Genomic DNA, 25672 nt, shown 5'->3' on the forward strand with positions numbered 1-25672 from the left:
ACGCTCGGCCTCGCGGCGGGCCAGGCGCACGGCGCGTGCGCGGAAACGTTCGCGCGCGGCCCATGCACGCTGCAGTTGCAACTGCATCTGGCAGAGCCGGTCGGGCAGGTCCGGATGGTCGGGCAGCAGCCGGTCATCGCCAGCGCGCGCCACGTAGTCCATCAGCCCAGCCTGCAGGGCGCCATCGGGATCGTCTGCCTGGACCCGGGCAAACAGCAGCACGGGGTTGGGTCGGGATGCCATGGCGTCAGCGGTTCTGGAAGGCGGGGGGACGGCGCTGCAGGAAGGCGCTGGTGCCTTCGCGCATGTCTTCGGTGGCGAACAGCAGGCCGAACTGCGCACTTTCGTATTCCAGGCCGGCGTCCAGGCTGCATTCGCCGCCCACGTGCACCGCGTCGAGCAGGCCGCGCAGCGCCAGCGGCGCCGACTGTGCCAGCTGCCGGGCCAGGGCCTGCACGCGGCCGTCGAGCTCGGCAACAGGCACTACTTCGTTGACGATGCCCAGGGCCAGCGCGCGCGCGGCGTCGATCGGGGTACCCAGCAGGCACAGCTCCAGCGTGGCCGCGCGGCCACACAGGCGCAGCAGGCGCTGGCTGCCGCCGAAGCCGGGAATCAGGCCGAGATTGATCTCCGGCTGGCCGACCTTGGCGGAATCGGCCGCAATGCGCAGGTGGCAGGCCATCGCCAGTTCCAGGCCGCCGCCCAGCGCAAAACCGTTCACACGGGCGATCACCGGCTTGGGCATGCGTTCGATGCGGCGCATCAGGGCCTGGCCGAGCAGGGAGAAGTCACGTCCCTGAACCGCGCTCAATGTGTTCATTTCCGCGATGTCGGCCCCGGCCACGAATGCCTTGGGGCCAGCGCCGGTCAGTACTACCACCCGTACCGCCGGATCGGTGGCCGCGTCGCTGAACGCCTCGGCCAGCGCCTGCAGGGTCGCGGCATTGAGGGCGTTGAGCTTGTCCGGGCGCTGCACGGTAATGGTGCGGACGGCGCCGTCATCGCTGACGTCGACCGGGCGGGGAGCGGGGGCCTCGACCACGGGAAACTCCTGGAACGTTAAAAAAAAGTGATATTGAACTCTGTAAACGCAGACAGGTCATAGCCTGCGTGGTGAGTAGCGGTTACACGTTGTGGCCGTTATCCTAACCCGTCGCCTCAGGGCGGCGCAGAACGTCCCTGAGTTACCACCCCTGGAGAACTGTTTGATGAAGTTGCGTTCTATCGCGGTCGCCGTCGCGGCCCTGGCCCTGACGGGCAATGCCTTCGCCCAGGACATTGCGTCCGAGAAGGGCAAGCTGAGCTACTACTTCGGTTACGACTACGGCAACAACCTGGCGGAGCTGACTGGTCGCGGTGAGCAGCTGGACATCAACTCGGTGGTGAAGGGTCTGCAGGACGCCTACGCCAAGAAGCAGCCGGCGATCACCGCTGAGCAGCTGAAGCCGGCCGTTGAAGCGTTCCAGAAGCGCGAGCAGGGCCGTGCCCAGGCCGCCAAGGCCGAGTACGAAAAGGCCGCTGCCGACAACAAGACCAAGAGCGATCAGTTCATGGCGCAGAACAAGGCCAAGGCGGGCGTGCAGACCCTGCCGAGCGGCGTTCAGTACCGTGTGATCGAAGCCGGCAAGGGTGCCAAGCCGACCCAGGCCAGCACCGTGCAGCTGGAAGTGGCCGGTCCGTTCCCGTACGGCCAGCGTCCGACCGAGGCTCGCCCGGCCCAGCAGATTCCGTCGATCAAGGTCAGCGAAGTCGAAATGAAGGCCATGCGCGAGACCCTGCTGCAGATGCCGGCTGGCTCGAAGTGGGAAGTGTCCCTGCCGCCGGATCAGGCCTATGGTGCCGACCCGCGCACCCCGTTCCCGCCGAACGTGGCTGTGCAGTTCGAGATCAAGCTGATCAGCGTCAAGTAAGAAGAAACAGCGTCAACATCAACGCGCCGGTGATTCCACCGGCGCGTTCTTGTTTCTGCAGTACGCAGCAACCGTGTGGGCCCCATCCCAAATCCAGCCCATTCGCGCTACTGTTGACCGGTGCAAATAATGGAAGAAACGGCGCGTGCTGTCGCAAGCCCCTGCATCAACGTGTGCAAGCTGGATCGCAACCGGCTCTGCGCTGGCTGCGGGCGGCATATCGACGAAATCGCACGGTGGTCGTCGATGAGCGACAGTGAGCGCACCCACATCCTGCAGCGCGTGCTGCCACTGCGCCAACAGCTGCAGCAGTCGCTGCGAGGCTCCCTGGCTGATCATGAGCGCCTGCTGCGCGCACTGCATCCGCTGGCCGAGCCGCCGGCAGGTGACGGCTGGAATCGTAGTGAGCTGGATGACCTGCTGCCCCCGGGCCCACCGGTCGAGGCCGCAGTGCTGGCCGGCATCGTGCCGCGTGCCAACGGTGCGCAGGTGATCCTGACCCGGCGTACCGAAACCCTTCGGCAACATGGTGGCCAGGTCGGTTTTCCCGGTGGCCGTACCGAGCCGGATGATCGTGATGCGCTGGCCGCCGCACTGCGCGAAAGCCAGGAAGAAATCGCCCTGGCGCCGACGCAGGTGCAGGCACTGGGTTATCTCGATCCATTCGTGACCATCACCGGCTACCGGGTAACCCCGGTGGTGGCGGTGATCGATCCGGATTTCGTGGCGGTACCGCAGCCCAGCGAAGTGGCCGAGGTGTTCGAAGTGCCGCTGGACTATCTGATGGCCGCCGACAACCTGCGCCAGGTCGAAATCAATCATCGCGGCCGCGTCCGCCATGTCCTCGAATACGGCTGGCCCGGCCAGCGCATCTGGGGCGCTACTGCGGCCATCCTGTACAACCTGCGTCGCCGCCTGGAGCAAGTGCAATGAATCTGATCGACCCGCCGTGGACCACTCTCGTTGATGTCGCGACCCTGGCTGCGGCCTTGGGCGACGGAGTACGCGTGGTCGATGCCCGCGCGACTGCAAGCACCGCCGTGCGCGTGGTCGACGCGCGTGCATCGCTGGCCGATCCGCAGGCGGGTATTGGCCTCTACGCGCAGGGACACATTCCCGGTGCGGTGCATGCCGATCTCAACCGCGACCTGTCCGACCTGGCGCGGATCGGCCATGGGCGCCACCCGTTGCCGGACAGCGATGCGTTCGCCGCGCGCCTGGGGCAATGGGGCATCGGCCCCGATACGCAGGTTGTGGTGTATGACGGCAGCGATGGCAGCATGGCCGCCGCGCGACTGTGGTGGCTGCTGCGCCTGATCGGGCACACGAAGGTTGCCGTCCTCGATGGTGGCATCGCCGCGTGGCAGGCTGCCGGCCAGCCGCTGGCGACCGGCAGCAGCGAGGTCACGGCGTTGCCGGCGTATCCGGGGCGTTTCGATACCAGCCAGATTGCCAGCGCGGACGAGATCGAATCGCGCCTCAAGCATGCGCCGGGCTGGCTGGTCGATGCCCGCGCAGGCGAGCGTTTCCGTGGCGAGGTGGAGCCGCTGGACCCGGTCGCCGGCCACGTGCCAGGGGCGGTCAATCGGCCGTTCGCGTTGAACGTACTGGACGGCCGCCTGCGCGATGCACAGGAGCTGCGGGCCGAACTGCAGGGTGTGATCGGCAACCAGGACCCGCAGCGCGTGGTCCTGATGTGCGGCTCCGGCGTGACCGCCTGCCATCTGCTGCTGGCGATGGAAAGTGCGGGCCTGTCCGGCGCGCGCATCTATGCGGATTCATGGAGTGGCTGGGTCAGCGACAGCAGCCACCCGGTGGCTACCGGCGCCTGAGCGAAGCGGGCAGATCGATTTGACGTTCATCCACGCATGGCGTGGATCTACTGGCCACCGGTTCATATCCGGGGCAGAGCCCCCTGAGTCAGGGGGCGGCCGCGAAGCGGCGGGGGTGTGGGAGCTGGTAAGTGGGGCCCGCGGTTCGCGCAGCGAAGCGTGGGAGCGACAGCGCGTATGCGATGGCGTGTACCTAGGGCGCAGCCCTGCCGATCAACCCAGCGGCTGCAACGGCACCTTGGCCAGGATCCGCTGCCACGGGAACAACGGGCCCGGATCACGCTTGCGCGCCACGGTCACGGCCGGATCGTCACTGGCAGGTACCTGCTCCAGATCCAACTGGTCGTGGCCGGCGATCTGCCGCAGCGAGGGGTACTGCAGCACCAGCGCCTGCAGCAACCGTTCCAACGCCAACAGCTGCGCTTCGGTATACGGCTCGTCCATCGCCTGGTGGCGGCTGTCGAGCCAGTGCGGGTAGCGCCCCGAATTGACCAGTTCGATGCCCACCGAATCGGCATTCATGCCGCGCACGTGGTGGGCGATGCGCTCCGGCGCCACGTACTGCACCACGCTGCCGTCGCGGTCGATGTAGAAATGCCCGCTGTTGCCGGCGCCGCTGTCGTACAGCACGCGCTCGCCGTACTCGCGGGCGGTAGCCAGGTCGGGCAGTTCGGTGCAGTGGATGACCACCATCGCCAGGCTGGATGGATCGCGCACGGGCAGGCGGTCGTGATAGGGCAGCGGCTGCAGCTGCAGGCCGGGCAGGAGCGGGTTGGGCATGCGGCGATGCTAGCATTGCCGAATGAAACTGCCTTCCTTTCTGCTGTCGGTCCGCTCCGTGGGAGCGCACGTATGAGCCGCGGTCACTGCATCCTGTCGCACGGTTTCGAGAGCGGCCCGGAGGCGACCAAGGTCACCGCCCTGGCCGAGGTTGCCGAGCGCCTGGGCTGGACCCATGAACGCCCCGATTACACCGACCTGGACGCGATGAGCGAGGTCAGCCGCGTTGGCGACGTGCGCACCCGCCTGCAGCGCCTGATCGAGCACACGGCCGCTGCCGCTGCGCAGGGGCCGGTGGTGCTGGCCGGCTCCAGCCTGGGCGCCTACATCTCCGCCATCGCCTCGCTGCAGGTGCCGGTGGCTGGCCTGTTCCTGATGGTGCCGCCAACCACCATGGGCCCGATGCCGGCGCTGGACGCCGCACCGGTGCCGACCACGGTGGTGCAGGCCTGGCATGACGAGGTGGTGCCGGCCGCCGGGGTCATCGCCTGGGCACAGGCGCGCTCGGCGCAGCTGCTGCTGGTGGACGACGGCCATCGCCTGGAACGCCATGTGGAGGCCTCCGCGCAGGCCTTCGAGCGCCTGCTGCGGCAGCTGTGAAGCCCGGGCGCACGGCGCGCCCGCCCGCATTGACTACAATGGCAGCCCCGCCGCCCCTGGCGCGGGGCTGCCGGCCGTGCCTACGGCCCTCCCTTCCGAATGGCCCGGCTCCCTGCCGTGCCTGACCACCTGCGAACCGATCCCGTGAAATTTTTTGTCTCCTGCGCCAAGGGCCTGGAATACCTGCTTGCCGATGAGCTGTCGGCCCTCGGCCTGGAAAAGGCCACTGCCACCATCGCCGGCGTCAATGCCGATGGCGAACTGGAGCAGGCGCTGCGGATCGTCATGTGGTCGCGGCTGGCCAGCCGCGTACTGTGGCCGATCGACGAATTCGAATGCCCGGACGAGCAGGCGCTGTATGACGGCGTGCGCGCGCTGCCGTGGCACGAGCACATCAAGCCGGAGATGACCCTGGCGGTGGACGCGCACGTGTCCGGCGACAAGATCACCCATGCCCGTTTCGCCGCGCAGCGGATCAAGGACGCCATCGTCGACCGCATGCGTGACGAAGGGCTCGAGCGCCCCTCGGTCAACACCGATCTGCCGGATGTGCGCGTCAACCTGTCGCTGCGCAAGGGTCGCGCCTCGCTGTCGATCGACCTCGGTGGTGGCCCGCTGCATCGCCGTGGCTGGCGTGGTGCTGCCCATGACGCGCCGTTGAAGGAAAACCTGGCTGCCGCGCTGCTGATGCGCGCGCAGTGGCCGCGTCTGCACGCTGCCGGAGGCGGCCTGCTGGATCCGATGTGCGGCAGCGGTACCCTGCTGATCGAAGGCGCGCTGATGGCCGCCGACGTCGCTCCCGGCCTGATGCGCCATGGCAGCCTGCCGCCGAGCCGCTGGCTGGGCTTCGACAAGGCGGCCTGGAAGACCATCCAGAGCGAAGCGCGTGATCGCGAAGCGGCCGGCCTGGCTGCGCTGAAGCCGGTCGTCCACGGCAGCGACATCGACCCGGTGGCGATCCAGGCGGCGCGCGAGAACGCGGAAGTGGCCGGCGTCGCCCATGCCATCCGCTTCACTCGCGCCGATGTGGCTGACCTGCCCACCCCGGAGCAGGAGATCGGCGCGGTGGTCTGCAACCCGCCGTATGACGAGCGCCTGGCGGCGGATCCTGCGCTGTACCGCAAGCTCGGCAATGCCCTGCAGAAGGCGGTGCCGCAGTGGCGCGCCAGCCTGCTGTGCGGCAATGACGAGCTGGCCTTCGCTACCGGCCTGCGTGCGGGCAAGAAGTACCAGATGTTCAATGGCGCACTGGAATGTGCACTGATCGTCTGTGATCCGATTGCGGTGCCGGGTCGCGATCCGGCACAGGTGCGCGAGCTGAGCGAAGGCGCGCAGATGGTGGCCAACCGCCTGCGCAAGAACCTGAAGAAGTTCAAGAGCTGGCGCGCGCGCGAAGGCATCACCTGTTTCCGCGCCTACGATGCCGATCTGCCGGAATACGCAGCGGCCATCGATGTGTACGAGGAAGATGGCGGCCAGCGCCGCACGTTCCTGCACGTGCAGGAATACGCCGCACCGGCTGCGATTCCCGAGAACGACGTGCGCCGTCGCCGCAATGAACTGCTGGCCGCTGCGCGCGAGGTCTTCGCCGTACCGCCGGAACAGGTGTCGATGAAGTCGCGCGAACGTGGCAAGGGCGGCAGCAAGTACGGCCGTTTCGAGCAGCGTGATGAGTTCCTCGTGGTACGCGAGAACAATGCGCTGCTGCAGGTGAACCTGTTCGACTATCTGGACACCGGCCTGTTCCTCGACCATCGCCCGCTGCGTCGCCTGATGGCCGAGCAGGCGCGCGGCAAGCGCTTCCTCAACCTGTTCTGCTACACCGGCGTGGCCAGTGTGCAGGCGGCGGTGGCCGGTGCGGCCAGCACCACCAGCGTCGACCTGTCGGCCACCTACCTGCAGTGGTGCTATGACAACCTGGCCTTGAACGGGCAGGGCGGCAACCAGCACCTGCTGGTGCAGGCCGATGCGATGGCATGGCTGGAAGGCGATCGCGGCCAGTACGACGTGATCTTCTGCGACCCGCCGACGTTCTCCAATTCGGCCCGCGCCGAGGACTTCGACGTACAGCGCGAGCAGGTGAAGATGCTGCGTGCGGCCGTCGCACGACTGGCACCGGGTGGCGTGCTGTACTTCTCCAACAACTTCCGCCGCTTCAAGCTGGAAGAGAACGCCATCGCCGAATTCGCCCAGTGCCGCGAGATCAGCGCCAGCACCATCGGCCCCGATTTCGAGCGCAACGCACGCATCCATCGTGCGTGGGAGCTGAAGCGCCTGGCGTGATGCCTGGCGATGTCCGGGGTCGGATCCCCTGCGCGCAGCGCAGGGGCTCTGACCCCATCAAGGTCGGTAGATCCACACCATGCGTCGATGGCGGTACGTGCATGGGGTCAGAGCCCTTGCGCTGTGCGCAAGGGATCCGACCCCGGCGGCTTCTGCTACACCAACGCCACCACCAACCCGATCACCGGCAACCCGACCGCCAGCGGCGCGATCCACTTCGGCCTGTACGGATACAGCGCGAACGCCAGCACCATTCCACCCAGCGTAAGCGCGCCGAGCCACAGCACCGGGCCCATCGCCCAGCCCTGGTCGACCACGCACAGCGCGAACGCCACGGTCAGCAGCACCCAACCCAGCACCCGCCATTGCGTGCGCCGTACCGGTGACGCTGCTGCCTTGCCATGCAGTTCCTGCTGGTGCTTTTCCATCGCCAGCGACAGCGCGGTGAACGCTGTGAACGACAATCCCAGTACCAGCAGCATCATGCGCTGGCCTCCGCTTCCACTGCATCGGCCGGTGTCTTGGTCGCTGCAGCGGCGGCCGCGCGCTTCTTCTTCTCGGCGGCACTCAGTGGTGGTGTCCAGCGCTGCATGCGCCAGCCGCACAGGGCCAGCATCGCGCCGAAGGCGATCATCGACAGATCGAAACCGGCCAATGCCCAGTCACCGTTGAACAGGGTCACACCCAAGTGCGCGTGGGTGGTCAGCGCGTTCACTAGCGGGATCAGGGCGAACGCGGCCGCGCCGGTGTACAGCTGCCACGCCCACATCATCCGCTTGGGCCAGATGAAGGCCGCCAGCAGCGAGGCGCCCCACGCGTAGAAGAACACGTTTGCCTCGGCGTTGGAGCGCTCGGCCAGGCCGAGCGGCAGCAGCCGGTTGCCCCAGAAATAGGCGGCAAAGGCGATCGGCAGGCCGGCCACGGCGCCGATGTTCAGTGCATCGACCAGCCGCAGGCCGAAGCCGGTGCGACCCGTCTTGGCATGCTTCGGACGCTCCTTCACCGCCCACAGCACCACGCCGCTGGCCACCATCAGGCAGCCGGTCAGGCCGGACAGGAAGAACAGGGCGCGCACGCCCCAATCGGCGAAGCGTGCCAGGTGCAGGCCATACAGCACGCCACGGGTGGCGGTGGCGCCGCCGGAAGGCGGGGTTTCCTGCAGCAGCGCGCCAGTGACCATGTCATAGCGCAGCGCGGGCGTATCGATGGACAAACGCTTGCCGTCGCGCTGGCGGATGTCGATCACCGCATTGGCAGCACCGGGATTGGCAACGCTGAAACCGGCGACCTCGGTTCCGTGCCAGTGCGTGCGGGCACTGTCCAGCAGCTGCCGCAGGGGCAGGGGTGCGGCCTTGCCTTCGGCAGGCGCGGTGACTTCGGGCAGGCCACCGAAGGCCTCCGCGTAGAAGGCATCCTGGTCGGTACCGTAGGCCGCGTTCACTCCCCACGGCAGGTACATGATCATCAACGTGACGATGCCGGTGTAGGTGATCATCGCGTGGTAGGGCAGGGCCATCACCGCGCTGACGTTGTGGAAGTCCAGCCAGGAGCGCAGGCTCTTGTCTTTCCGGAAGGTGAAGAAGTCCTTGAAGATCTTCTTGTGGGTGATCACGCCGGTGATGATCGCCACCAGCATGAACATCGCGCAGAAGCCCACCAGGTAGCGCGCCCACAGTACCGGGATGTAATGCAGGTCGAAGTGCAGGCGGTAGAAGAAGTCGCCGCCACGGGTCTCGCGCGCCTTCAGCTCGGTGCCCGTGTTGGGGTCCAGGGTGGCATCACCGAAGGCGCCGCGGCGGCCCTTGCTCGGGTCGGCCAGTGCCTCTGGCAACCGCCAGAACATCTGCATGGCCGGATTGCGCGGCTGCGGCAGGGTGACGAACCAGCTTTCGGCCTGTGGTGCATTGGTCAGCAGGTAGTCGGCCGCGCGCTGCGCCGCTTCGTCGGTGCTGACCGTGCTGCGCGGCAGTTCCGGGCGCATCCAGCGGCTGATTTCCTCGCGGTAGTAGCTGGCGGTGCCGGCCATGAAGATCAGCAGCAGCAGCCAGCCGACCAGCAGGCCGGTCCAGGTGTGCAGCCAGGCCATGGATTGGCGGAATCCATTCTTCATGCCCACGCTCCCAGCAGGCGCGAAACACCGGCCATCAGCAGGGTGGGGATGAGAATGCCGACCCAGGCGCGCAGCGCACTGCGGGTGGCGAACGCCCACAGCGCGGCGCAGGCGGCGACCAGGATCGCCAGCAGCATGCCGGTCAGCACAGCCTGGCCGCGCGCGCCCGGCAGCGCCAACGCGCAGAACACAGTGGTCATCGAGGCAAGCGCGTAGCCGCCGAAGATAGCGGCAAGGGATCGGGACAGCACGCCCCATCGCGGGTTGGCGAAGAAGGTGCTGAGGCGGGGGCTGGCGGTTGCGGGCGAGCGATCCACGGCGGTCCTGCAGGTTGAATGAAAGAGGACCGGCGCACCGAAGCGCGCCGGGGGTGGCCATCCGTGGCCGGGGCCGGTCGCAGAACCGGCGCCATCCATCAGATCGTCAGAGCTTCCAGCGCAGCGTCATCATCACGTTGCGTGGTTCGCCCCAGTACACGCCGTCGTAGAAACCGACGCGGTTGTAGTACTTCTTGTCCAGCAGGTTGTTCACGTTCACCTGGGCGGTGAAGTTCTCGTTGAAGCGATAGCCGGCCGACAGGTTGAGCAGGTAGATGTCACCCTGTTCGATCGCCACGCGGTCACGCTTGCCGCTGACCAGGAAGTCCTCGCGCGGCTTGTTGCTCAGGCTCCAGATGCCGCTCTGCCAGGTCGCGCCGCCACCGATCCAGAAACGGCCTTCGGCACCGCCCGGACGCCAGCTGGCGTTGAGGCGGAACAGGTCGACCGGAACGGTGGTGTTCTGGCGGACGCCCAGCGCATTGCGGCTGACGGTGTGGGTGAACCCGGTCGACAGGTTCCAGTGCTCGCCCAGGCTGCCCTGCGCTTCGATTTCCCAGCCCTTCACCTTGTTGCCCTTGCCGGTGGAGCGGTAAGCGCTGATGCCACCGGGCAACGAGTTTTCCGGCACCGAATCATCGAGCTCGGCGACGTTGTCCTTCTCGCCCTTGAACACCGCGACCGAGGTGTTGAGCAGGCCATCGAAGAACTCGGCCTTGAGCCCGGCTTCCCACATGTCACCGACGACCGGTTCAAGGTAGTTGTTGGCCTTGTCGCGGTAGTTCTGCGGCTGGAAGATGTCGGTGTAGCTGACGTAGCCGCTGAAGTAACGGTTGAAGTCGTAGATGAAGCCCGCGTACGGGGTGAGCGAGTCGTCCGGCTTGTAGCCACCGCGGGTGGTACCGGTCAGGCGGCCGGCGGCGTCATGGGTGTAGTTCCAGCTGCGCGTTTCCCAGCTGCCGTAGCGGGCGCCGAGCACGGCGGTCAGCGGCTCGGCCAGCTGCAGGCGTGCGGCCAGGTAGGCGGCACGCTGGCGCAGTTCGTCTTCCGAGGCGAGATAACCCAGGCGGGTGACCTGCAGCGGCGCGACGTCGCCGTTCCAGCTGCGCCAGTCCGGCACGCGGGCGTAGCTGTCCGGGTAAGCGGCGGTTTCACTCGCAGGCACTTCGCCCTTGCGCACCGACTGGCCGAAGCCGAACACCAGTTCGTGTTCGCGGCCGAACAACTGGAACGGACCGCCGACGTTGAAGTCGAACACCTGCATGTCGCCGTTTTCACCGAAGCTGCCGACGAAGGCAGAGATGCCGCTGCCATCGGCACGCGGGTAACCGGACGCGCCGTACCAGACCGCGCCGTCGGTCTCGCGCTTGGAGCGGGTGTAGGCGAATTTCGCGGCCCAGCCATGGCCCAGCTGTTGTTCAAGGCGGGCGAAGGCGCTCTTTTCGATGATCGGCCAGCTGCTCCAGCGCGCCGACAGGTTGGTCGAGCGCGGCAGGTTGGCCGGCTTGCCATCGGCGCCCCAGTACGGCACCACGCCCCAGGTCACGCCGGTGGTGCGCGGCGACTGGTACTCATAGCCGGCTTCCAGCAGGGTGGTGTCGGTGATGTCGGCCTGGACGATGCCGTAGAAAACGTCCTTGTCCAGCTTGTACACATCGCGGAACGAATCGCTCTGCTGCTTGGCCGCGACCACGCGGGCGCGGATGCGGCCATCCAGGGCGATGGGACCGCCGAGGTCGGCTTCCAAGCGCTGGTTGCCCCAGCGGCCGAGCGTGAGGTTGGCGCTCATCTGGAACGTATCGGTGGGGCGCTTGCGGACGAAGTTGATGGTGCCCGATGGATCACCCGCACCGGTGGTCAGGCCGGTGGCACCACGCACCACTTCGATGCGGTCGTAGATCACGCTGTCGGTGTTGGTCTTGATGTAGCCACCGAAGGTGTTGAGCATGCCATCGACCTGGAAATTGGTGATGTTGTACCCGCGCGAGACGTAGTTGATGCGTTCGCTGTCGGTGACCGACACCGCTACGCCGGTGACCTGGCCCATCACATCGGACAGGGAGAACAGGCCCATGTCGTCCAGCCGCTGCCGGGTCACCACGGTCATCGACTGCGGCGTGTGGCGCAGCGACAGGCCGAGCTTGGTTGCGGTGCTGGCCCGCTTGACCGTGTAGCTGTCGGCAATGTCGCCATCGGCAGTTACCTGGATGGTGTCCAGGGTGCGCGCGGACGGGTCGGCAGAACCTTCCTCAGCGTGTGCCAACGGTGCGATCAACAGTGCGGTCACGGCCAGGGCCAGCAGGGTTGGACGGGGAGTAATCAGGGACGGAGCCATCGGTGCGATTCCATGCAGGACAAAAAACAGGCGATGGCAAACGCACCCATGGCAGCCATGCGCTCCGCGCACGTCGCCCAGCGTGATTCCCATCGACGGTGCGCCACCTGCGGCAGGCAGGCGACCCAGTGGTCGGGGGATGTACACGGGCGAAGGGGCGGGTGGGCGCGTGCTTCCGTGCCCCGCTTGGCTAAGCGTACAACCGATCAGTAAATGATAGGCATTCGCATTTCGTTAAGCAAGCGTGACAGCTTCCCTCATCATCCACGCGTGGCGTGGATCTACTGACCAGGGCTCCGGAATCTCAGCCTAGAACCGGAACAGCACCGTGGCGGCATGCAGCAGCAGGCCGATCAGGCCGCCCACCAGGGTGCCGTTGAAGCGGATGAACTGCAGGTCGCGGCCGACGCTCAGCTCCAGCTGTTCGACCAGATGGCGTTCGTCCCAGCTCTTCACGGTCTGCGCGATATGGGTGGTGACGCCCTCGCGCAGGCGCCCGGTGAGGCGCTGTGCGCCTTCCAGCAGGTGCTGGTTCAACGCCTCGCGCAACGCCGGGTCCGATTGCAGGCTGTCGCCCAGCGAGGCCAGGCTGCGCTGCAGATGGCCGACCAGTGCCGAATCCTCGCGCTGCAGATCGCCACGCAGGCTGGCCTGGATGCGCGACCACAGGCCCTGCACGTACTCCTGCAGGGCAGGGTGGTCGATCATTTCCTGCTTGAGCTGCTCGATGCGCTCGGCCAGTGCCGGGTCTTCGCGCAGGCGCTGCACGTAGTTGCCCAGCCATTGCTCGTAATCCTGGCGCAGCGGATGCTGCGGCTCGGCCAGCACCTGCTGCAGTTCTTCCAGCACCGCCCGTGCCAGGCGTTCGGCAAGGTTGTCGCCGATCTCATCGATCGGCTTGATCCAGTTCACCGTGCTCGACAGCGTCGGCCATTCGCGCTGGATGTAGCGCACGATCAGCTGCGAAGCGCGTTCCTTCACTTCCGGCTGCTCCAGCCAACGCCCCAACCGTTGCAGGCCTTCGTCCAGCACCCGCTGGTGACGGCCATCGGCGGTCAGCAGGCCCAGCAGCTCGCCGGCGGTGGCCGCGGCATTCCACTGCCGCAGTTGCTGCACCACGAAGCTGTGCAGCTGCCGCCGCACCGCGGCTTCATCGAAGAAGTCCAGCGCCTGCAGTGCCCAGCCACGGGCCATGTCGGCCAGCATCCGTGACCGCGCGGGATCGGCCAGCCAGCTGCCGAGGCGGCTGGCCGGGTCGAACACCTGCAGCTTGGCCAGCAGCACGGTCGGTTCCAGGAACTGGTCGCGCACGAACAGGGCGAGGCTGTCGCCGATGCGTTCCTTGCTGCGCGGAATGATTGCCGTATGTGGAATCGGCAGGCCCATCGGCCGCCGGAACAGGGCGACCACTGCGAACCAGTCGGCGAGTGCGCCCACCGCGGCAGCCTCGCAGAAGGCCGAGACCCAGGCCCAGATACCGCGTTCGCCCTGCCAGTGGCTGACCGCGAAGCCGGCCAGCATCAGCAGCAGCAGGCCAAGGGCGAGGGCTTTCAGGCGCCGCAGCTGGGCGTGGCGCGGATCGATGGCAGACGTCATGCCCGAAGTCTACCCGCAGGCCGGTGAGCGCCCGGTAGTGCCGGCCGCTGGCCGGCAACCTCGTGAACGTTGCGGGTGGGTTGCAGATGCCGGCCAGCGGCTGGCACTACCACAGGGTTCAGAGCGCTTCCAGCTGCTTGCGCAGATGGGCGAGCTGCGCGCGCAGGGTGTCGTTCTCGCGGGTCAGGTTCACCACGCGACGGCGCAGCGCCGGGGCATCCTCGCCCAGCTGCTCCAGCGCAGCCAGTACCTCGGCATCGCGGCTGGCGATCTCATCCTCGTTGGCTTCTTCGAAGTCCATTTCCGGCGACTCCGTTTCCGGCTTCGGCGCACGGGGCTTGCGCTTGGACTCACGCACGCGCTTTGCAGCCTGCTTCAGTTCATCCTTGCCACCGGCGGCAGCGGCGCGCTGCTCTTCTTCCGGCAGGTCGGCCACGGCAGCGGCGGCGCTGATCGAGATCATGCCGGCCTTCACCGCTTCCACCACCTCGGCCGCGGCCTGGGCGTGGATGCGTTCGATCATGCCGACCTGGCTGGTGCTCAGCTTGGCTTCGCGGGCCAGTTCGGCGCGGCTGATCTTCGGCGCTGGTTCCCACGGCGGGCTGTCCTCGCCGGCTTCGTCGGCAAGCTCGGCGGTGCCATCGCTCTCACGCTGCAGCTGCGCCTGCTCGACCTGCTTGCGGGCGGACAGGATGTCGCGCTTGCGCAGGGCCAATACGCCGCGCTGGAAATCGGAAACGCTGCGTCGGCCCAGGTGCTGCTCGATCATCCACAGGTGCACGTCTTCCATGCTCTGGAAGCGGGTGTTCTGCACGGTGTTGAACGGCAGGTCATGTTTCTGGCAGATGCCGAAGCGGTTGTGTCCATCCACCAGCACCTCGCCCCACAGCACCAGCGCATCGCGGCAGCCTTCGGCGAGGATGCTGCGCTCCAGCGCCTCGTGTTCGTCCGCGGTGAGCGGGTCGATGTAGGCCTTGAGTTCTTCTTTGACGACGATGTTCATGGGCACGGCAACGGGCAGGAGCGGAACCGCCCATTGTACCCGCTCGCCACCACCGTCCCGGCCTCAGGCGGTGGCCCGGATCATCTCGCCCAGGGTGCCGGCGATCTGGTCGATCTGTGCCTTGTCCACGATCAGCGGCGGTGACAACGCGATGATGTCGCCGGTACAGCGCACCAGCAGGCGCCCGTCGTGGAAGCAGCGGCGGAACACCTCGTAGCCACGGCTGCCGGGGGCGTCCTTGCGCGGCGCCATCTCCACCGCACCGACCAGGCCGAAGTTGCGGATGTCGATCACGTTCGGCAGCCCCTGCAGGGCATGCAGGCGCTCCTGCCAGTATTCACCCAGCTCGATCGCGCGCTCGAACAGGCGTTCTTCGGCGTAGACGTCCAGCGTGGCCAGTGCCGCCGCGCAGGCCAAGGGGTGGCCCGAATAGGTATAGCCATGGAACAGCTCGATGGCCTGTGGCGGACCCTGCATGAAGCTGGCATGCACGCTGTCGCCGACCAGTACGCCACCCAGCGGCACCGCGCCGTTGCTGGCGCCCTTGGCGAAGGTCAGCAGGTCCGGGGTGACCCCGAAACGCTGTGCGGCGAACGCCATGCCGACCCGGCCGAACCCGGTGATGACTTCATCGAACACCAGCAGGATGCCGTGCTGGTCGCAGATCTCGCGCAGGCGCTGCAGATACCCCGGTGCCGGCAGGATCACACCGGCCGACCCAGCGATGGGCTCGACGAACACGGCGGCAATGGTGGAAGCGTCGTGCAGGGCGATCAGCCGTTCCAGATCGTCGGCCAGCTCGGCACCCTGGCGCGGCAGGCCCTTGCTGAAGGCATTGCGTGACAGGTCCAGCGTGTGCCGCAGGTAGTCCACGCCGCCGAGCTGCAGACCGAACTGACGGCGGTTGTTGGGCAGCCCGCCCAAGGCCATGCCGCCGAAGCCGACCCCGTGGTAGGCCTTCTCGCGGCTGATGAAACGCGTGCGCTGGCCTTCGCCGCGCAGGCGGTGGTGGGCCAGCACGATCTTCATCGCCGAATCCACCGCCTCCGAGCCCGAGCTGGTGAAGAACACGTGGTTGAGCCCGGCCGGGGCCAGCGCCGCCAGTCGCTGCGCCAGGGCGAAGGCCGGCGGCGAACCCATCTGGAAGGCGGGCGAGTAATCGAGCGTGGCGGCCTGCTCGGCGATCGCGTCGACGATGCGCCGGCGCGCGTGCCCTGCATTGCAGCACCACAGGCCAGCGGTGCCATCGAGAATGGCCCGCCCATCCACGTCCTCGTAGTGCATGCCCTCGGCACGCACCAGCATGCGCGGCGCGCCCTTGTACTGGCGGTTGGCAGTGAACGGCATCCAGTACGCATCCAGTGAGTCGGGGCGCTGGGTGGCCAGGTCGTGCAGGTCGCTTGCAGGGGTTTTCATGCCGGCTCCGTCGGGTCCGATGGTTGCGACTCTAGCGCAGCCGCGTCACGGTTCTGTCGCCAGGCACGGCCCGGTACGGCCGGGGTGTGCACGTCACGGCCCGGTAGCGGCCGCGTCGGTATAACGGCGGACAGTCGATACGCGGAGGACCCCATGACCCACTTCCCCGACCGCAGCCACTGGCAGGCCCTGTCCAGCCGCGTGGCGATTCCCGGACAAGCGTTCATCGATGGCCGTTACGTGGATGCCGCCAGCGGCGCGCGCTTTGATTGCATCAGTCCGATTGACGGGCGCGTACTGGGTGCGGTGGCCGACTGTGATGCGCAGGACGTGGACCGTGCAGTTGCTTCCGCGCGCCGCGCGTTCGAGGCTGGCCACTGGTCGCAGGCCAGCCCCGCCCATCGCAAGCGCGTGCTGCTGGCGTTGGCCTCGCTGGTGGAGACGCACGCCGACGAGCTGGCCCTGCTGGAAACGCTGGACATGGGCAAGCCGATCCGCGATGCGCGTCGCATCGACCTGCCCGGCGTGGTGCGCTGCCTGGCCTGGACCGCCGAAGCGGTGGACAAGCTGTACGGTGAAATCGCGCCCACCGGCCCGCACGAGCTGGGTCTGGTTACACGCGAAGCCGCAGGCGTGGTGGCCGCCATCGTGCCGTGGAATTTTCCGCTGTTGATGGCCTGCTGGAAGATCGCGCCAGCCTTGGCGATGGGAAATTCGGTGGTGCTCAAGCCCTCCGAGCGCTCGCCGCTGAGTGCGTTGCGGCTGGCCGCGCTGGCGGCCGAAGCGGGATTGCCCGAGGGCGTGCTCAACGTGCTGCCGGGCCACGGTTCACGCGTGGGCGAGCCGCTGGCCCTGCACATGGATGTGGACGTGCTGGCCTTCACCGGCTCCACCGCTACCGGCGCCAGGTTGCTGGAGTACGCCGGTCGTTCCAACCTCAAGCGGGTCTGGCTGGAATGCGGTGGCAAGAGCCCGCACGTGGTGTTCGCCGATGCGCCGGACCTGGATGCGGCGGCCAAGGGCGTGGCGCAGGGCATCTTCTTCAACCAGGGGGAGGTCTGCACGGCCGGTTCGCGGTTGCTGGTGCAGCGTTCGATCCGCGATGACTTCGTGCACCAGGTGATCGCTTACGGACAGCGCATGCAGCCCTGCCATCCGCTGCAGGCAGATGCGCCGATGGGTGCGCTGGTCGATGCCGCGCATGTGGACAAGGTGCTGGCCGATATCGCCCGGGCCGAAGCCGATGGCGCGCGCCTGCTGCTGGGCGGCCAGCGTGCCGAGGTGGAGACGGGCGGTTGTTATGTGCAGCCGACGGTGTTCGACCAGGTGCGGCCGGAGCAGGCGCTGGCCCGCGAGGAAGTGTTCGGCCCGGTGCTGGCGGTGCTTGGCTTCGATGACGAAGCCGAGGCCGTGCGCGTGGCCAATGACAGCCGCTACGGGCTGGCTGCCGGCCTGTGGACGCGGGATCTCGGTCGCGCCCATCGCGTGGCCCGCCAGCTGCGTGCGGGCAGCGTGTGGGTGAACGGCTGGGATGGTGGTGACATGACGGCGCCGTTCGGCGGCTACAAGCAGTCAGGCAACGGCCGCGACAAATCGCTGCATGCCTTCGACAAATACAGCGAGATGAAGGCCACCTGGATCCAGTTGTAGTACCGAGTTATCGGCAGCTTGCACTGACCTGCAGCACCGCCTCGCGCAGCAATTGCCGGTCCATTTCCTCCACCGCGTTCTGGAAGTAGTCCATGTCCTGCCGCCCCAGCCTGCAGGGGTCAACCAGGTAACCCGGTGGCCAGGTGCCAAGCAGCTGGGCAACGCCCTGCACGATCTGCTCAGGCGTCATCTGCCGGCGGATCCGGAAATGATGGCGACGGGGTACGAACGCCGCATGCACCTCACGACGGCCGACCAGCTTTGCGGCCAGACCCTCGGCACTGATGCCGTCGCCCCCCTCGATGCTGCCAGCCGGCAGTCCCAGGTTCAGTGGCTCGGCGAGCACAGCCACAGTGCGTTGCTGATCGGCGTGTGCCGTCAGTTGCTCGGCCGCCGCGGGCGAAAGCGCGGGAGAGCGCGGATCCCGGCGCGGCGTAGCCAACGGCGGGGATGTATCGACAACCCTCGGGATCACCGGCAGTGCTTCCGGCGGCACCCAGCGCAGGCTGATCCGCGAACCATCGTGCGCCACCAGGGCGATGCGCCCCGCATGCAGCAGCCACAGCAGCATCAGCATATGCACCAGCAGCACCACCAGCCAAGCGGCCAGACGAGGCAGCAGCAGGGAATCGGACCACGACTGCGGCGCGGTAAAGCCCATCGGCGAAGCATCCATGCAGGGACCGGTGGTGCAGCCTAGCGGGCGGCTGGAAAAATTTCGTTGGCATCGGTGTCGGCTGAAACCATCGCCCCGTACAGCCACTGCCCCGTGGCAGAATCGGTCGATCCGCCGTTACCCGCCTTGCCGATGTCGACAATCACCGCTGCCGCGCCACCCGTGAATTCTCCCCGTCGTGTGCTGTTGGCCAGCCTGATCGGCACCACCATCGAGTTTTTCGACTTCTACATCTACGCCACCGCCGCGGTGCTGGTGTTCCCGCACCTGTTCTTCCCGGACAGCAGCGACCAGGCCGCATTGCTGCAGTCCCTGGCGACGTTCGCAGTGGCCTTCATCGCACGCCCGGTGGGCTCAGCGGTGTTCGGCCACTTCGGTGACCGCGTCGGCCGCAAGGCCACCCTGGTGGCCGCGCTGCTGACCATGGGCCTGTCCACGGTCGCCATCGGCCTGCTGCCAACCCATGCGCAGATCGGCCTGTGGGCCCCAGCGCTGCTCGCCCTGTGCCGCTTCGGCCAGGGTCTGGGCCTGGGAGGCGAGTGGGGTGGGGCGGTGCTGCTGGCCACCGAAAACGCACCGCCGGGCAAGCGCGCCTGGTACGGCATGTTCCCGCAGCTGGGTGCACCGATCGGCTTCCTGCTGTCAGCAGGCATCTTCCTGCTGCTCGGCCGCTGCCTGGGCCAGGACGATTTCCTGCAGTGGGGCTGGCGCATTCCGTTCGTTGCCAGTGCGCTGCTGGTCGGCCTGGGCCTGTGGGTGCGCCTGAACATCCACGAGACGCCGGATTTCAAGCGCGCGCTGGAGCGCAAGGCGCCGGTGCGTCTGCCGATGTGGACGGTGCTGCGCGATCATCCGTTGCCGATGCTGCTGGGCACGCTGGGTGCGTTCGCTACGTTCGTGCTGTTCTACCTGATGACGGTGTTCAGCCTCGGCCACGGCACCGCGGTGCTGGGCTACAGCCGCGAGCAGTTCCTGCTGATGCAGATGGTGGCGATGCTGTTCTTCGCCGCCGGCATCCCGCTGTCGGCACGTTACGGCGACCGCTGGGGGACGCGCCGCACGATGGCCATCGCCAGTCTGCTGATCATCGGCTTCGGCGTGCTGTTCGCACCGCTGTTCCAGCCCGGCAGCCCGTGGCTGGTGCTGACGTTCCTGTGCCTGGGCCTGTTCCTGATGGGGCTGACCTACGGCCCCTGCGGCACCTTCCTGGCCGAGATCTACCCGGTGGAGGTGCGCTACACGGGCGCCTCGCTGTCGTTCAACCTGGCGGGCATTCTTGGTGCAGCGCCGGCGCCGTACCTGGCGACCTGGCTGGCTGAGCGCTACGGGCTGGTCGCGGTCGGCTACTACCTGTGCCTGACCGCGGTGGTCACGTTGTGTGCGCTGCTGGCGCTGCAGCGCCGCCAGCACTGATCAGCCGAAGAAGCGCTTGAGCGTGCGGCCCAGCCAGCCGCCGCTCTGATGTTCGCGGGCAAACTGGTTCAGATGCTGCTTGACCTGTTCGGCATAGGCCTGGTCATCGCCGCGGATGTGGTTGAACAGCCAGCGCGAGAGCATGGTGCGCAGCTCGTCGCTGATGTCCTCGCCGGCCTGGAAGCGCATGCGGTATTCCGATACCCGCTTGATGAAGACCTCATGCACTCGCTTGTGCGCGGCACAGAACGGGTAGCCGGCCTCCTCCATCAGCTCTTCTTCGAATGCGAAGTGCGACATGGTGTAGTCCACCACCTCGTCGATCACTTCGCCCACCGCTGCCCGCTGCAGGCTGGTCTGTGCCACGTGCAGGTGGTTGAGCATTTCGATGATGCGGCGGTGTTGTTGATCGATCACATCGATGCCGATGTTCAGATCGTCCTGCCAGACCAGTAGTGCCATCCCCGGCTCCCCTTCATGCTGATGTCGGGGCCGACTGTAGAGGCGCCGCCCGCAGGCGGCGTTGATCTGGATCAAAGCATGCCGGTCAGGACAGCGCAGCCTCGCGCGGGCGCAGCGGGCTGGCCACCGTGGTGCAGCTGACGCGGTTGCGGCCGCCGGCCTTGGCCAGGTACAGCTGGCGATCAGCCTCGGAAATCAGCCGGTGCAGCGCATCGCGCTGCGGTCGCAGGCAGCACAGGCCGATGCTGACCGTCATGCGCAGGGTGGCGCTGCCGATATCCACTTCCAGCGCGGCGATGCGCTGGCGCAGCTCCTCGAAATAGAGCAGCGCTTCTTCCTGTTCCATGTCCGGCACCAGCAGGCAGAATTCCTCGCCGCCGAAGCGCGCGATCAGATCCTGGCTGCGCGCGTGGTCGCCGACAGCACGGGCTACCGCACGCAGCGCATCGTCACCGGCTTCATGGCCGTGGGTGTCGTTGATGTGTTTGAAATGGTCGATGTCGATCATCGCCACGGCCACGCACTGGCCATGCAGCTGCAGTTGCGGCAGCTGGCGCTGGCTCTGTTCCAGGAAGCAGCGGCGGTTGGGCAGGCCAGTGAGGAAATCGCGGGTGGCCAGGTCCTGCAGCGTGCCGATCAGCTCCAGCTGGTCGACGTTCTGCGACACACGGCAGAAGAACTCTTCGCGCGAGAAGGGCTTGCGCAGGAAGTCATTGGCACCGTTCTTCAGGAAACGCGGGATCAGTGACGCATCGGTATTGCCGGAAATGCCGATCACCGCCACCTTGTCGCGCGAACGCAGGGTGCGCAGGCGGCGGGTGAACTCCACGCCCTGCATGCCTGGCATTTCCTGGTCGACCACGGCCAGGCGGATCGCCGGGTGCGCCTCGATCGCCGCCAGGCCTTCGTTGCCATCGGCTGCTTCGTACACCTCGTGACCGTACATGCGCAGCAGGGCGGCGGCGTAACCACGCGCGGACGGCGAGTCGTCCACCACCAGCGCCGCGATGCGCCGGTTGCGCTCCAGGCGCTGCACCAGCCACACCAGATAGTCGATGCTGCCCGGGGTGTTCTTCAGCACGTAGTCGATGATCTGCTGCTGCAGCACGCGCTTGCGCAGGTCCTCGTCATACACGCCGCTGACCACCACGGTGGGCAGGTTGCGCTTGAGGAAGAACTCGACCACCGCGTCGCGGTCACCATCGGCCAGCACCAGCCCGGTCAGGACCAGGAACCAGCCGTCCTCGGAGCTGAGCAGCCGGTCGGCCTCGGCCAGCGAGCTGGCCACCACCACCGGCAGCTCCAGGCGTTGCTCGATTGCCTCGCGCAGCATGCCGGTGAACGCGCGCGAGTTTTCCACCAGCAGGATCCGCTGAGGCAGGGGATCGGTCAGGTCGCCTTCCAGAGCGGCCTGCGACAGGACGGGCATGATGCGGTGGCTCATGTGGGAAAGTCTTGGCACGGATAACGGCGGTTTCGGACGTAACTTTAGGACGAAAACGTCCATGCCCGTCGCCTGGCCAATTGATTGGACGGGAAGCGGTTAGTATCTGCTGGAGGTTCCCGACGTTAACTTCGACCTGGAGGTCACTGTGCGATTTTCATGTTTTGGTGCGGCCACTGGATTTCTGATGCTTGCCGCTGCCCCAGCAATCGCGGGCGGTCCGTCGGATTTTCATGGAAAGCCATTGGCTACGGCTGGGTTGGGGCAGGCCAGTCCGGCCGCGATAAATCTCAGCCAGGACCCCAGCTGGCAACTGTATGGATTCCAGCGTGACGGAATCACCTATCTGCAGGTGAATGACCTGCTCGGAAATGTGCAGCTGATCATCGGCAATGCAGGGGGTACCTACTGGGTGCTGCCGGCAGGCAACAACGCGGCCCGGGTTTCGCTGCCTCAGCAGCGCATCCAGATACCGGCAGGTGCCAGCCGCTCGCAGATCTACAGCGGCAGTGATTTCTCGCTGGTGCGTTATCGCAGTGGCGGGGACGTCATCTGGTCGGTTGAAACGCCGTAAAGAGCATGAACTGCGCAGCGGCGTCGGGATCTCCTGCGCCGCTGCGTTTCACCGCGATGGGCACGGCCGAAGCGTGACACGCCGCCAGGCGGGCCTTTGGCGGACACTGACCGTCAGGTCTGGGTCTGCGAGTTTCCCTGGCCGAACGCCGTCACGTGATCCATGGCGTTGAACGATGCCATGCCCAGGGCAGCGGAATCACCTGTTTCCACCATCGCCATGCGTATGCGGTTCCGATGGCACTGTACTGTTCCGCCATAGGCAATCGTCCGGCCAGCCAAGCGCTCGACTGTGGCGGTGACGGTGGACGGTGACAGCCTGCGGTATGAATCCAGAAGTGCGACCGTCATCAGGATGCCGCGGCGTCCGCCTGCCTGGCCGCAGCGCACGCGGATGCGGATCTGGCCTGATTCACTGTTGATCAACAGCGAAACGGCATCGGTGAGGGCACGATAGGCGGCCAGCTGCAGGCCGACACTCAGCTGACAGGGATCGCCCAGCAGGCGAGGGCGCATTACCCGATGGCTCAGCTCCCAGGTTTCGCGTACGCCGCCTGCCTGGAGCGCGACATAGAGCCCGAGATGTTCCAGCGCAGCGGGGTAGACCATGCTGGTCTGTTCCCGGAACTGTCGCGAATGGACCGAAGCCATGTGCAGGAGACTGTTCGCTATCGTGGGATGGCCCTGAGCATTGAGCCAGTTCACCACCTCGCTGAGTGAGGTGTCGATGCCGTCCCCCAGCTTCCTCAGGTGCCGCGCCCGCTCACGGAGATCGAGCTCGCTCGCCACCAGTGAGTTACGCGCATGCTTGAGCGCATCTTTTTCACCCACTTCGCCCAGTCTCGAACGGTGGTAGTAGTGGGTGATACGCGAACCCAGCACCAGCAGCGCAGCGCCGGTGACCGCCATGATCTGCTGGGTCGCGAAGGCGGCCGGATCGAAGGCGCCCGTGTAGGGGCTGGGGGTGGTCAGGCCAATGATCAGGTTGAGCGACGGCACGCCGATCGCCGCACCTCGCCAGCCGTACAGGCAGGTAAGCACGACGACCGGCAGCGCCATCAGCAGCTGCATCGACGTCTTGGCGTTGAGCTCGTCCAGGGGCAGCTGTGCGGCATACAGGCCAATCATCGCCATCAGCGTCAGGGCAGCGAGTGCAGGCGGGGCGAAGCCAGAAGTCCACCGCGCGTTGCTGGTCCGTCGTGTCCACAGCAGCACGAGCGGCGCAAGGGTCAGAATGCCGATGAAGTCGCCGACGACCAGGCGCGCGATGCTGGCAAGTACCGGCATCTCCGGTGGTGTCGGCCACAGAAGGTGTGCCAGCATCAGATTGAGCGCCGTGACCACCAGCGCCGAAGCCGCCGCGACTGAAATCAGCCACGCATTCTTCGTGGTCAGCATCATTTTCCGGTGCAGATGCACGATCAGCATCACGGCAGGCATCAGCAGTGCCGAACCCAGCACGACCCAGGCCAGCCCATACTTCTCGATCATTGGCACGCGCATCTGCGCAAAGTAGGCATATTCGCCCAGCAGCAGATACGGCCACCAGCGAGGGGGAAACAACAACACTGCGGCGACGCGGACGCCGGCAGGCAGATAGAACTGGTCGAGCGACAACTGGCGCGACGCCCAGCATGCGACCGCGTACAGCAGCGCAAGGACCAGCCCCGCCGGGCGGATACGCAACTTCAACTGCAGGCCTTCATTCCACCAGTTCAATCGCACTTCTCCCTCGAGTACGTTCCCTGTCAGCATCCATTCGCCGCGGGACCCGGTTCTGAGGGACGGTATCGGCATGAATTGGATAATGCAATTGCCGATGCGATCTGCCGATCAAATGAGAATTACGTCACGCCCTTCTGCATGAGCGCTCTTCACATGATGCGAAGGGCCAGGACTGCCTGTTCTTCGGAATCTCGCTGTGTCAGATCACTGTTTCACCACAGCGCATCGCGCAGCTTGTACCAGGACATCGCCGCCACCAGCAGCGGCATGCGCAGCAGGCGTCCGCCGGGGAAGGGCGCGTGCTGCAGGCGCTGGAACACGTCCAGACGCTCGCTCTGGCCCGCAATCGCGGCGGCAATGACCTCGCCGGCCAGCCCGGCCGCTGCCACACCGTGGCCGGAGAAACCCTGCGCGAAGTACAGATTCCCATCCAGCCGGCCCCAGTGCGGGGCGCGGTTGCGGGTGATATCCACATAACCGCCCCAGACCTGCTGCAGCGGAATGTCGGCCAATTGCGGGAACACCTGGTGCATGCGCCGCTGCATCACCCGGTGCAGGCCCGGCGGCGGCAACGCGGAATAGCTGGCACGGCCGCCGAACAGCAGGCGGTGGTCATGGCTGAGCCGGAAATAGTCCAGCGCCCAGGCGGTATCGGAGACCGCCATGTTGTTGCCGATCAGCGCCTGCGCGCGCTCGGCCCCCAGCGGCGCGCTGGCGCCGATATACGTACCGACCGGCATGATGCGCCGTTCCAGCTCAGGCACCAGCCCCTGCAGCAGGGCGTTGCCGGCCACCACCAGTTGCGGCGCGCGCACGCTGCCGTGGTCGGTGTGCAGCACTGCGTGTGCACCACGTTGGATGCGCGTCACCGGCGACTGTTCGTGGATCACCACCCCGGCCGCACGTGCGGCATCGGCCAGCCCGCGGGCGTAGGCCAGCGGATGCAGGTGCGCGCTGAGCGGGTCGAACATCGCGGCGCGATAGCGCGGGCTGTCCAGCTGCGCACGCAGCGTGTCGCGCGGCCACCACTGCATCGGGTAGTCGTAGTGCTGCTGCAGATGCTCGCAGTTGGCACGCAGATCCTGCTCGTGGCGCGCGCGGATGGCGACGCTGGCGTGGCCCTCCACCCAGTGGCAATCGATGCGATGCCGGTCGATGCGCGCGCGCATCGCCTGTACCGCGTCACGCGACCAGTCGAACAGGTGGCGTGCATCGTCCCGGCCGAGCTGGCGTTCCAGCTCGTCGACCTCACAGCCGTAGCCGACCAGTGCCTGGCCGCCATTGCGGCCGGAGGCTCCCCAACCGATCCGCTGTGCTTCCAGCAGCACCACCCGCTGGCCGCGCAGGGCCAGTTCCAGTGCGGCGGTGAGGCCGGTATAACCGGCGCCCAGCACCGCTACATCGGCCTGCAGTTCACCGCGCAGTGGCGGCAACGCGGGCGGTTCGGGCAGGCTGCTGGCGTACCAGCTGGGCGGGAAGGCGGCGCTCACCGGCGGCCTCGCAGAAGCGGGAAGGGGCGTCGGAGCGGGGGAGGACGGTCGGGCTTC

Annotated in this window: 23 protein-coding genes; 8 read left to right on the forward strand and 15 right to left on the reverse strand. The window is 66.8% G+C overall.

Going from position 1 to position 25672, the window contains the following annotated elements:
- Nucleotides 1–243, reverse strand: a 243-nt coding sequence (locus tag ACQ5SA_RS12645) for a hypothetical protein (protein WP_499314399.1), incomplete at its 3' end; no start/stop codon positions are given.
- Nucleotides 244–247: 4 nt separating this feature from the next.
- Complete coding sequence (locus tag ACQ5SA_RS12650) at nt 248–1042, reverse strand: enoyl-CoA hydratase/isomerase family protein (protein WP_499314400.1); 795 nt, start codon at nt 1040–1042, stop codon at nt 248–250.
- A gap of 166 nt (nt 1043–1208) precedes the next feature.
- Between ACQ5SA_RS12650 and ACQ5SA_RS12655 the strand changes: the two genes are divergently transcribed.
- The 3 genes from ACQ5SA_RS12655 to ACQ5SA_RS12665 all read left to right on the forward strand — a co-directional run bounded on the left by ACQ5SA_RS12655 (nt 1209) and on the right by ACQ5SA_RS12665 (nt 3742).
- Nucleotides 1209–1910, forward strand: coding sequence for an FKBP-type peptidyl-prolyl cis-trans isomerase (locus tag ACQ5SA_RS12655; protein WP_089239934.1), 702 nt, complete (start codon nt 1209–1211; stop codon nt 1908–1910).
- 129 nt (nt 1911–2039) lie between these two features.
- On the forward strand, nt 2040–2843 hold the full coding sequence (locus tag ACQ5SA_RS12660) for a CoA pyrophosphatase (protein ID WP_100464395.1): 804 nt from the start codon (nt 2040–2042) through the stop codon (nt 2841–2843).
- Nucleotides 2840–3742 carry a sulfurtransferase gene (locus ACQ5SA_RS12665; RefSeq protein WP_499314401.1) on the forward strand — a complete coding sequence of 301 codons (903 nt, stop codon included), beginning with the start codon at nt 2840–2842 and terminating at the stop codon, nt 3740–3742. Before ACQ5SA_RS12660 ends, ACQ5SA_RS12665 begins: the two co-directional genes overlap by 4 nt.
- Before the next feature lie 213 nt (nt 3743–3955).
- Here ACQ5SA_RS12665 and ACQ5SA_RS12670 read toward each other — a convergent pair whose 3' ends face one another.
- The gene (locus tag ACQ5SA_RS12670; RefSeq protein ID WP_089239939.1) at nt 3956–4522 is read right to left on the reverse strand and encodes an N-acetylmuramoyl-L-alanine amidase; all 567 of its coding nucleotides are present in this window, start codon (nt 4520–4522) and stop codon (nt 3956–3958) included.
- A gap of 72 nt (nt 4523–4594) precedes the next feature.
- On the opposite strand from ACQ5SA_RS12670, the gene ACQ5SA_RS12675 reads away from it, so the two are divergent.
- The gene (locus ACQ5SA_RS12675) at nt 4595–5122 is read left to right on the forward strand and encodes an alpha/beta hydrolase (protein ID WP_499314402.1); all 528 of its coding nucleotides are present in this window, start codon (nt 4595–4597) and stop codon (nt 5120–5122) included.
- A 144-nt stretch (nt 5123–5266) separates the two neighbouring features.
- Nucleotides 5267–7405, forward strand: coding sequence for a bifunctional 23S rRNA (guanine(2069)-N(7))-methyltransferase RlmK/23S rRNA (guanine(2445)-N(2))-methyltransferase RlmL (gene rlmKL / locus ACQ5SA_RS12680; RefSeq protein ID WP_499314403.1), 2139 nt, complete (start codon nt 5267–5269; stop codon nt 7403–7405).
- Nucleotides 7406–7560: 155 nt separating this feature from the next.
- Here rlmKL and ACQ5SA_RS12685 read toward each other — a convergent pair whose 3' ends face one another.
- The 7 genes from ACQ5SA_RS12685 to aptA all read right to left on the reverse strand — a co-directional run bounded on the left by ACQ5SA_RS12685 (nt 7561) and on the right by aptA (nt 16182).
- A complete protein-coding gene (locus ACQ5SA_RS12685) occupies nt 7561–7890 on the reverse strand; it encodes a DUF3325 domain-containing protein (protein ID WP_499314404.1) in 330 nt (109 codons plus the stop codon).
- On the reverse strand, nt 7887–9515 hold the full coding sequence (locus ACQ5SA_RS12690; protein ID WP_499314405.1) for a PepSY-associated TM helix domain-containing protein: 1629 nt from the start codon (nt 9513–9515) through the stop codon (nt 7887–7889). Before ACQ5SA_RS12690 ends, ACQ5SA_RS12685 begins: the two co-directional genes overlap by 4 nt.
- Nucleotides 9512–9832 carry a DUF3649 domain-containing protein gene (locus tag ACQ5SA_RS12695; protein ID WP_230110428.1) on the reverse strand — a complete coding sequence of 107 codons (321 nt, stop codon included), beginning with the start codon at nt 9830–9832 and terminating at the stop codon, nt 9512–9514. The genes ACQ5SA_RS12690 and ACQ5SA_RS12695 overlap by 4 nt, the downstream gene beginning before the upstream one ends.
- 106 nt (nt 9833–9938) lie before the next feature.
- Complete coding sequence (locus ACQ5SA_RS12700) at nt 9939–12167, reverse strand: TonB-dependent siderophore receptor (RefSeq protein WP_499314406.1); 2229 nt, start codon at nt 12165–12167, stop codon at nt 9939–9941.
- Nucleotides 12168–12476: 309 nt separating this feature from the next.
- Entirely contained in the window at nt 12477–13763 is a 1287-nt protein-coding gene (locus ACQ5SA_RS12705; RefSeq protein ID WP_499314407.1) for a DUF445 domain-containing protein, read from the reverse strand.
- A 118-nt stretch (nt 13764–13881) separates the two neighbouring features.
- Nucleotides 13882–14766 carry a ParB N-terminal domain-containing protein gene (locus ACQ5SA_RS12710; RefSeq protein WP_353101324.1) on the reverse strand — a complete coding sequence of 295 codons (885 nt, stop codon included), beginning with the start codon at nt 14764–14766 and terminating at the stop codon, nt 13882–13884.
- A 63-nt stretch (nt 14767–14829) separates the two neighbouring features.
- Nucleotides 14830–16182 (reverse strand): omega-aminotransferase AptA, encoded by a 1353-nt coding sequence (gene aptA / locus ACQ5SA_RS12715; RefSeq protein ID WP_353101323.1) that lies wholly within the window; start codon nt 16180–16182, stop codon nt 14830–14832.
- A 153-nt stretch (nt 16183–16335) separates the two neighbouring features.
- Here aptA and ACQ5SA_RS12720 point away from each other — a divergent pair, with 153 nt between their 5' ends.
- On the forward strand, nt 16336–17832 hold the full coding sequence (locus ACQ5SA_RS12720) for an aldehyde dehydrogenase (RefSeq protein WP_353101321.1): 1497 nt from the start codon (nt 16336–16338) through the stop codon (nt 17830–17832).
- Between the two features lie 7 nt (nt 17833–17839).
- Here the strand turns inward: ACQ5SA_RS12720 and ACQ5SA_RS12725 are convergent, their stop codons facing one another.
- Complete coding sequence (locus ACQ5SA_RS12725; protein WP_353101319.1) at nt 17840–18508, reverse strand: hypothetical protein; 669 nt, start codon at nt 18506–18508, stop codon at nt 17840–17842.
- 132 nt (nt 18509–18640) lie between these two features.
- On the opposite strand from ACQ5SA_RS12725, the gene ACQ5SA_RS12730 reads away from it, so the two are divergent.
- Nucleotides 18641–19921 carry an MFS transporter gene (locus ACQ5SA_RS12730; RefSeq protein WP_499314408.1) on the forward strand — a complete coding sequence of 427 codons (1281 nt, stop codon included), beginning with the start codon at nt 18641–18643 and terminating at the stop codon, nt 19919–19921.
- Here the strand turns inward: ACQ5SA_RS12730 and ACQ5SA_RS12735 are convergent, their stop codons facing one another.
- Together ACQ5SA_RS12735 and ACQ5SA_RS12740 are read right to left on the reverse strand one after the other, a co-directional pair.
- Nucleotides 19922–20383 carry a bacteriohemerythrin gene (locus ACQ5SA_RS12735; RefSeq protein WP_025875341.1) on the reverse strand — a complete coding sequence of 154 codons (462 nt, stop codon included), beginning with the start codon at nt 20381–20383 and terminating at the stop codon, nt 19922–19924. It lies immediately after the preceding gene.
- 85 nt (nt 20384–20468) lie between these two features.
- Nucleotides 20469–21812: a diguanylate cyclase gene (locus tag ACQ5SA_RS12740; RefSeq protein ID WP_499314623.1), complete on the reverse strand. Its 1344-nt coding sequence runs from the start codon at nt 21810–21812 to the stop codon at nt 20469–20471.
- Between the two features lie 259 nt (nt 21813–22071).
- Here ACQ5SA_RS12740 and ACQ5SA_RS12745 point away from each other — a divergent pair, with 259 nt between their 5' ends.
- Nucleotides 22072–22401, forward strand: coding sequence for a hypothetical protein (locus tag ACQ5SA_RS12745; protein WP_230110786.1), 330 nt, complete (start codon nt 22072–22074; stop codon nt 22399–22401).
- A 113-nt stretch (nt 22402–22514) separates the two neighbouring features.
- Here the strand turns inward: ACQ5SA_RS12745 and ACQ5SA_RS12750 are convergent, their stop codons facing one another.
- Together ACQ5SA_RS12750 and ACQ5SA_RS12755 are read right to left on the reverse strand one after the other, a co-directional pair.
- Nucleotides 22515–24125, reverse strand: a complete 1611-nt coding sequence (locus ACQ5SA_RS12750) for an MASE1 domain-containing protein (protein ID WP_353098337.1) — start codon at nt 24123–24125, stop codon at nt 22515–22517.
- A gap of 212 nt (nt 24126–24337) precedes the next feature.
- On the reverse strand, nt 24338–25615 hold the full coding sequence (locus ACQ5SA_RS12755) for an NAD(P)/FAD-dependent oxidoreductase (RefSeq protein ID WP_425507242.1): 1278 nt from the start codon (nt 25613–25615) through the stop codon (nt 24338–24340).
- Nucleotides 25616–25672 lie beyond the last annotated feature (57 nt).

Source organism: Stenotrophomonas indicatrix, assembly GCF_050573115.1.
Lineage (GTDB): Bacteria > Pseudomonadota > Gammaproteobacteria > Xanthomonadales > Xanthomonadaceae > Stenotrophomonas > Stenotrophomonas lactitubi_A.

What these genes read in the sequence shown, in the direction of transcription:
- ACQ5SA_RS12655 (WP_089239934.1), top strand. Translation starts at nt 1,209, where the DNA reads ATGAAGTTGCGTTCTATCGCGGTCGCCGTCGCGGCCCTGGCCCTGACG.
- ACQ5SA_RS12660 (WP_100464395.1), top strand. Translation starts at nt 2,040, where the DNA reads ATGGAAGAAACGGCGCGTGCTGTCGCAAGCCCCTGCATCAACGTGTGC.
- ACQ5SA_RS12665 (WP_499314401.1), top strand. Translation starts at nt 2,840, where the DNA reads ATGAATCTGATCGACCCGCCGTGGACCACTCTCGTTGATGTCGCGACC.
- ACQ5SA_RS12670 (WP_089239939.1), bottom strand. Translation starts at nt 4,522, where the DNA reads ATGCCCAACCCGCTCCTGCCCGGCCTGCAGCTGCAGCCGCTGCCCTAT.
- ACQ5SA_RS12675 (WP_499314402.1), top strand. Translation starts at nt 4,595, where the DNA reads ATGAGCCGCGGTCACTGCATCCTGTCGCACGGTTTCGAGAGCGGCCCG.
- ACQ5SA_RS12685 (WP_499314404.1), bottom strand. Translation starts at nt 7,890, where the DNA reads ATGATGCTGCTGGTACTGGGATTGTCGTTCACAGCGTTCACCGCGCTG.
- ACQ5SA_RS12690 (WP_499314405.1), bottom strand. Translation starts at nt 9,515, where the DNA reads ATGAAGAATGGATTCCGCCAATCCATGGCCTGGCTGCACACCTGGACC.
- ACQ5SA_RS12700 (WP_499314406.1), bottom strand. Translation starts at nt 12,167, where the DNA reads ATGGCTCCGTCCCTGATTACTCCCCGTCCAACCCTGCTGGCCCTGGCC.
- ACQ5SA_RS12705 (WP_499314407.1), bottom strand. Translation starts at nt 13,763, where the DNA reads ATGACGTCTGCCATCGATCCGCGCCACGCCCAGCTGCGGCGCCTGAAA.
- ACQ5SA_RS12710 (WP_353101324.1), bottom strand. Translation starts at nt 14,766, where the DNA reads ATGAACATCGTCGTCAAAGAAGAACTCAAGGCCTACATCGACCCGCTC.
- aptA (WP_353101323.1), bottom strand. Translation starts at nt 16,182, where the DNA reads ATGAAAACCCCTGCAAGCGACCTGCACGACCTGGCCACCCAGCGCCCC.
- ACQ5SA_RS12720 (WP_353101321.1), top strand. Translation starts at nt 16,336, where the DNA reads ATGACCCACTTCCCCGACCGCAGCCACTGGCAGGCCCTGTCCAGCCGC.
- ACQ5SA_RS12725 (WP_353101319.1), bottom strand. Translation starts at nt 18,508, where the DNA reads ATGGATGCTTCGCCGATGGGCTTTACCGCGCCGCAGTCGTGGTCCGAT.
- ACQ5SA_RS12730 (WP_499314408.1), top strand. Translation starts at nt 18,641, where the DNA reads ATGTCGACAATCACCGCTGCCGCGCCACCCGTGAATTCTCCCCGTCGT.
- ACQ5SA_RS12735 (WP_025875341.1), bottom strand. Translation starts at nt 20,383, where the DNA reads ATGGCACTACTGGTCTGGCAGGACGATCTGAACATCGGCATCGATGTG.
- ACQ5SA_RS12740 (WP_499314623.1), bottom strand. Translation starts at nt 21,812, where the DNA reads ATGCCCGTCCTGTCGCAGGCCGCTCTGGAAGGCGACCTGACCGATCCC.